The sequence below is a fragment of the Gemmatimonas sp. genome (assembly GCF_044376735.1).
Taxonomy (GTDB): Bacteria; Gemmatimonadota; Gemmatimonadetes; order Gemmatimonadales; family Gemmatimonadaceae; genus Gemmatimonas.
Window position 1 is genome coordinate 1 of record NZ_JBILKJ010000181.1, and the last position, 4,849, is coordinate 4,849.

Here is a 4,849-nt window from a genome sequence, read left to right on the forward strand (position 1 = left end):
ACCGGGCGCCGACAGACCGCCACCATCTCCTTCACCACGGCCGACAGCATCGAACTCGCCGGGGAGCTGTATGTGGCAAGCTCCCGGGGCACGGTGCTGGTGCTGCATGGACTCGGCACGCACGCCGGCATGGCGGCCAGCACGGCGGAGGCGATCCTCGCCAGCAGCGGATTCAGCGTGCTGGCGTTCGATCTCCGTGGCAATGGCGGGTCATCGGGGTCACGCGGCCGCGTGGATCGGCAACAGCGCTACCGCGAGGACATCAGTGCGATCGTGCGCTGGATCAAGCGCCGCAATCCGTCGGGACCGATACTGCTTGCCGGAGTCCGGCAGGGCGGCGGCATCGGCATCGACTACATGGGTTCGCCGGAGAACAGCGCGAGCCGCTCGCAGGTGCAGGGTGTGCTGTTGCTCGATCCGATTCTCACGCTGGACTCACTGATCCTGGCCGGAACCGACGACAGCGCGCAGGTGGAGTGGCATCGCAGTCGCCTGAGGGCCATCGCGGCGCTCGATGCGCTGGGTATCCACGCGTTCGACCGGCTCGCGATCGGCTATCAGAAACTGCGGCTGCACGACGGGCTGGTGGTGCGCGCCCTGCGGTACGGGGCGGTTCGGGCGCTGCTCCCGCCGGCACCGGTGGCCCGAGTCCGTGCGTACCCGGGGCCGCTCCTTCTGGTCACACGATCGCGGCTGGCCGATCTCGGATCGACGGACGAGCGCGAGATCGTGGTATCGGCGGGGAACGTGCTGGAGGACCCCGCCACGTGGAAAGCGGTGGAGCGCTGGACCGCCCAATTCTCTGCCGCCGCCGAGCTTCCGCCGCCAATCTCCCCGACGATCCCGCTGCCGGTCCGCGACGCGATCGGCGGCGCCCCGCGCCGCTAGCGCGGCGCGGGGAACGGGCGTGGGGCCGGCAGATCGTCGGCGAAGCGCCACGGCGCCGCCCCATCACGGGAGAGCTTCACGTTGGCCAGCCGCGCGCGGACCATGGCAATCGGCATCGGTCCACCCTGCAGCACGGCATCGTGAAACTGGCGGTCGGTCATCTTCTTCGATATCACCAGTTCCTTGTACAGCGCGCGCAGCTGCAGTCCGCCCAGCATGTACGCCGCCTGATAGATCGGCGAGTACGACCCGTTGAACGAGCGCCGCACTTCACCCTCCGCGTTGGCGCGCTCGAACGGCACCTTGTCCACCACGTATTCGATGGCCTGTTCCGGCGTCATCTTGCCGAGGTGGAAGCTGAGCGAGAAGACGATGCGCGCGCTGCGATGCATGCGCCACGCGAGGGCGCCAAGCCGATCTTCCGGCGTGACATGGAAGTCATGATCCCACAGGAACATCTCCCAGTACAGTGACTGCCCTTCGTTCCAGAACGGCGTGGAGAACAGGCGGCGATGCGCGTTGTAGCGCGCCGTCATGAACCCCTGGAGGTGATGACCCGGGTTGAGTTCGTGAAACACGGTCGCGCGAGAGAAGAACGGGTTGTTACCGCGCATGCTCATCAGCTTCTCTTCGTCGGTCATGTCCGCGGTGGGATATGACACGAGGATGAGATCGCCGCCGAGGAAGAACGGCGACACGCGCTGCCGCTCGGGGGCCATCATCTCCATGCGCCAGTCTTCCCGCGCCAACGCGGGAATGGTGACCCAGTCGTGCTTGGCGAAGAACGCATCGGCTTCGTTCGCGAGATCGCGAATGAGATCCGGCTGCTTGCCGGGCTCGACGTACATGTTCTTCACCTTCTCCATCGCCGCCTTCCAGTCGTCGCCCAGCCCCAGCTCGCGCGCCGCCTTCTTCGCTTCGGCCAGACTGAAGGCGTACTCCTTTTCGGCGATGGCAATCAGTTCGTCGGCGGTGTACGGGATCATGGCGTGACGCAGATCGACGGCGAGCCCTTCGGCGCCGATGGGATCGCCGATGATCGGTTCATTGGCCGCCGCCGCGTTGCGCGGAGCCTGGGCCGCCCCCCCCTGCCCGCCACCGCCGGCCGCCACGACCGGCGCCGGCTGGATGCCGACCACGCGTGTGCGAATGGTGGTCGCGTACCGCCGCATCGCGTCGTCGAGCTTCTGATACGGGTTGGTGACCCACCACGAGAACAGCGGATCGTAGCCGTTGTAATAGCGGTACCACACACCGACCGTGTTGCGGATCTGGTCGAGCTGATCGGCGGCCCGGTTGCCAACCGTGCGTGACACCTTGGGGGCGGGCACACGCGCGGCGCGCGGCGTGCCATTGGCGCTGTCACCGGCCGGGCGCGCCGGCGCCGGCTCCAGCAGGGCGCGCAGGCTGTCCACCATCTTGGCGACATCGGCCAGCGTACGGGCCGATGCCTGCGCATCGATCGTCTTGAGGTCGCGACGGGCATCCTGCAGCGCGAGCACGCGATCGGCGAAGGGAAGCAGCGGCAACATTTCCTTGCGCTGCACTTCCTCGCGATCCATCAGCTCGAGCTGATAGCGCAGATGATTCTCCAGCAGCGCGTAGTCGGCCTTACCCTCCTGCGACAGCTTGTCGAACGCGAGCTCACCCAGCCGGTTGCGCCACGCAATGTAGAACGCGCGGGTGCGCGAACGCTGCGCCGGAGAATCGGGGGCGTCATAGCGTCGTTGCAGTACCTGCTGATCGGACGCGAAACGCGAGATCACATCGACCATCTCGCTGGCGCGGGTCGATACCAGCGCGGTCAAGGCGGGAACGCTGGCGGCGGGATCGGCCGGAAAGTTCTGCTGCGTGGTGGGCTTCACGCCGCCCGGCTGCGCCGAGAGCACGAGCGGAATCGCCAACAATGCGGCAGCGGCCAGCGCGGTACGCGACGAACGAATCACAACGGACTCCTGCGGGTCGGGGAGGCGCTCGCCGGGGTGCGGCGCAACGCGAACAGTCGGACTTCAGGGACGCCTTCATCCTCGTCGACGGCGCGGCCCAGCACATAGTCGAGGCCAATCTCGTACACGTCCAGCGCGGCCGGGAGCACCACCTCGGCGACGGGGCGACCATCGGACGCGAACACGCGCCATGTCACCACGGCATTGCCGGCGCGCGGATAATCCTGCACCCAGAGCATATCGGCGGCATCAACCCTGAGCGCGCGATAGGGCGGGAGTGTCTTCGGCAACGTCATCGCCGCATACTGCTCGGTGGTCGACTTCCGGCTGCGCTCGCCGAACTGTGACACATCGCTCTCGAGCGCCGCCTCGATATCCGCCGGCGTTACGGGTATCGGTGCCGCCGTTCGCGAAATCGTCGGGAGTAGCGTTCCAGTGGTTGAGAACACCAGAATCTCGTAGCGGTCGGCCGTGCCGATATACACGCGATCGCGCCCGATGGCGACGCGCGGCTGCTTGCCGAGCGGCAGTGGTCTCGACCCGGTCTTCGTGCCCCATCGCTCAGAACCGGGAAATTCCCCGAGCTTCACGGTGACCGTGGAATCACTTCCGCTCAACCAGAAGGCCACAGGCTTGCGGTACACGCCAATCCCACCGCCGCTCTCGAAGGCGAAATGCACGAACTGCCCGCGCGGATTGCATGCACTGTCGTATACGGCCGGGGCCCCGGGCGGCGTACGAAAGCGGAAGGCGCGCACGAAGGTGCCATCCAGCGCGTACACATTGATACGGGGGCCGTTACCGATATCGTTTGACAGGTACTGATTGCCGCAGCGAAAGAGCGACGCCAGATAATCGATCTCGCCCGGCCCGGATCCCTGGCGCGCGAAGCGGCGCACGAAGGTACCGCGCGCATCGAACTCGAGGAGCGAGAACGGTCCGCGATCGGCGACGACGATGGACCCTGAGGGGAGTCGCGTGGCGCCGGTCACGAAGGCGAGCAGCCCGGTTGTGTCTGAATCGCCCGTGCCGATCCGCACGGTGGCGGCCGACGAGATCGTCCAGCGGCTCGGAGGCCGCTGGGCGTGCAGGGGTTGTACCGCGAATGCCGACGACACCGCCACCAGCTCGAGTGCCGCGAGCCATGCCAACTGGCGACAAGGACGAGAACGCATGCGGGAATCTTCCGGCCAAGTGCCGCCGTTGGCAAGCACGCGCTCCGGGCATGCCTACTCGGACGCGATCGTTTCCAACGCTTCCCATCGGGCCATCATCGCCGGAATGCATCGCCACACCACGCGAGGCGGGGCACCTGTGCGCCCAGTCTACCAGCACTTTGCGTTCGTCGAGGTGGATCGTCTGTGGGCGAGTGGTCGAACGTTCGCCGCGACCATCGAGATGATGGTGCCGCGGTCCATGTCTCCTTTGGCGTTACTGCACTTTCGTTCATGCTCGTCACGGATCACGTCTCACCACTGGATCAATTACGGCAGGCCACTCCCGCCGAGCCGCTCCCCCGCCAGCCGGAGCGCGGGGCGCGAGGCGAGCAGCGTGTCCGCATGTGGAAGCGGCAGCTGACCCTCTCGATGATGGCCATTGCCTCGGGTGTGGTGTTGATGAGTGGCATCGCGGCGCTAGGTCACGCTGACCCGCTGGCCGTCGCGATCTGGGCGCCGCTCTCCTTTGCGGTCAACCTCTTCGCGTACGTGGCCCTGCACCTTGGCCGGAGCCTTACGTGGAAGGACCCGACCGTGACACAGCCGCAGATTGTCTATTCGGGCATCTCGGTGATCGCCTGCTACGCCATGGCCGGCCCGATGCGCGCGGTGGTGTTGTCCATGTTTGGCGTAGCCATGATCTATGCCATCTTCGCCCTCCCCGCAAAGCAGGTGCGATGGATCACGGCCGGCCAGCTGGTCCTACTGGGCATCGTGATGACCGTGATGTCGCGCTGGCAACCAGAGCGCTATCCTGCCGGTGAGGAGATACTCACGTTCTTCCAAATGTGTGTCGTA

At 66.4% G+C, this 4,849-nt stretch carries 4 protein-coding genes; 2 read left to right on the forward strand and 2 right to left on the reverse strand.

Annotated features, from left to right (window positions below; all coding sequences use genetic code 11):
* A partial coding sequence (locus ACIRA7_RS14870; protein ID WP_396221629.1) for an alpha/beta hydrolase occupies positions 1-888 on the forward strand: 888 nt, incomplete at its 5' end.
* Here the strand turns inward: ACIRA7_RS14870 and ACIRA7_RS14875 are convergent.
* Positions 885-2,834, reverse strand: a complete 1,950-nt coding sequence (locus tag ACIRA7_RS14875) for a DUF885 family protein (protein ID WP_396221630.1) — start codon at positions 2,832-2,834, stop codon at positions 885-887. The genes ACIRA7_RS14870 and ACIRA7_RS14875 overlap by 4 nt on opposite strands.
* A complete protein-coding gene (locus ACIRA7_RS14880) occupies positions 2,831-4,009 on the reverse strand; it encodes a hypothetical protein (RefSeq protein WP_396221631.1) in 1,179 nt (392 codons plus the stop codon). The genes ACIRA7_RS14875 and ACIRA7_RS14880 overlap by 4 nt, the downstream gene beginning before the upstream one ends.
* A 273-nt stretch (positions 4,010-4,282) precedes the next feature.
* Between ACIRA7_RS14880 and ACIRA7_RS14885 the strand changes: the two genes are divergently transcribed.
* On the forward strand, positions 4,283-4,849 hold a 567-nt coding region (locus tag ACIRA7_RS14885; protein WP_396221632.1), incomplete at its 3' end, for a hypothetical protein.

Excerpts from the sequence above, each read along its gene's own strand:
- ACIRA7_RS14880 (WP_396221631.1), bottom strand. The coding sequence starts at position 4,009 with ATGCGTTCTCGTCCTTGTCGCCAGTTGGCATGGCTCGCGGCACTCGAG.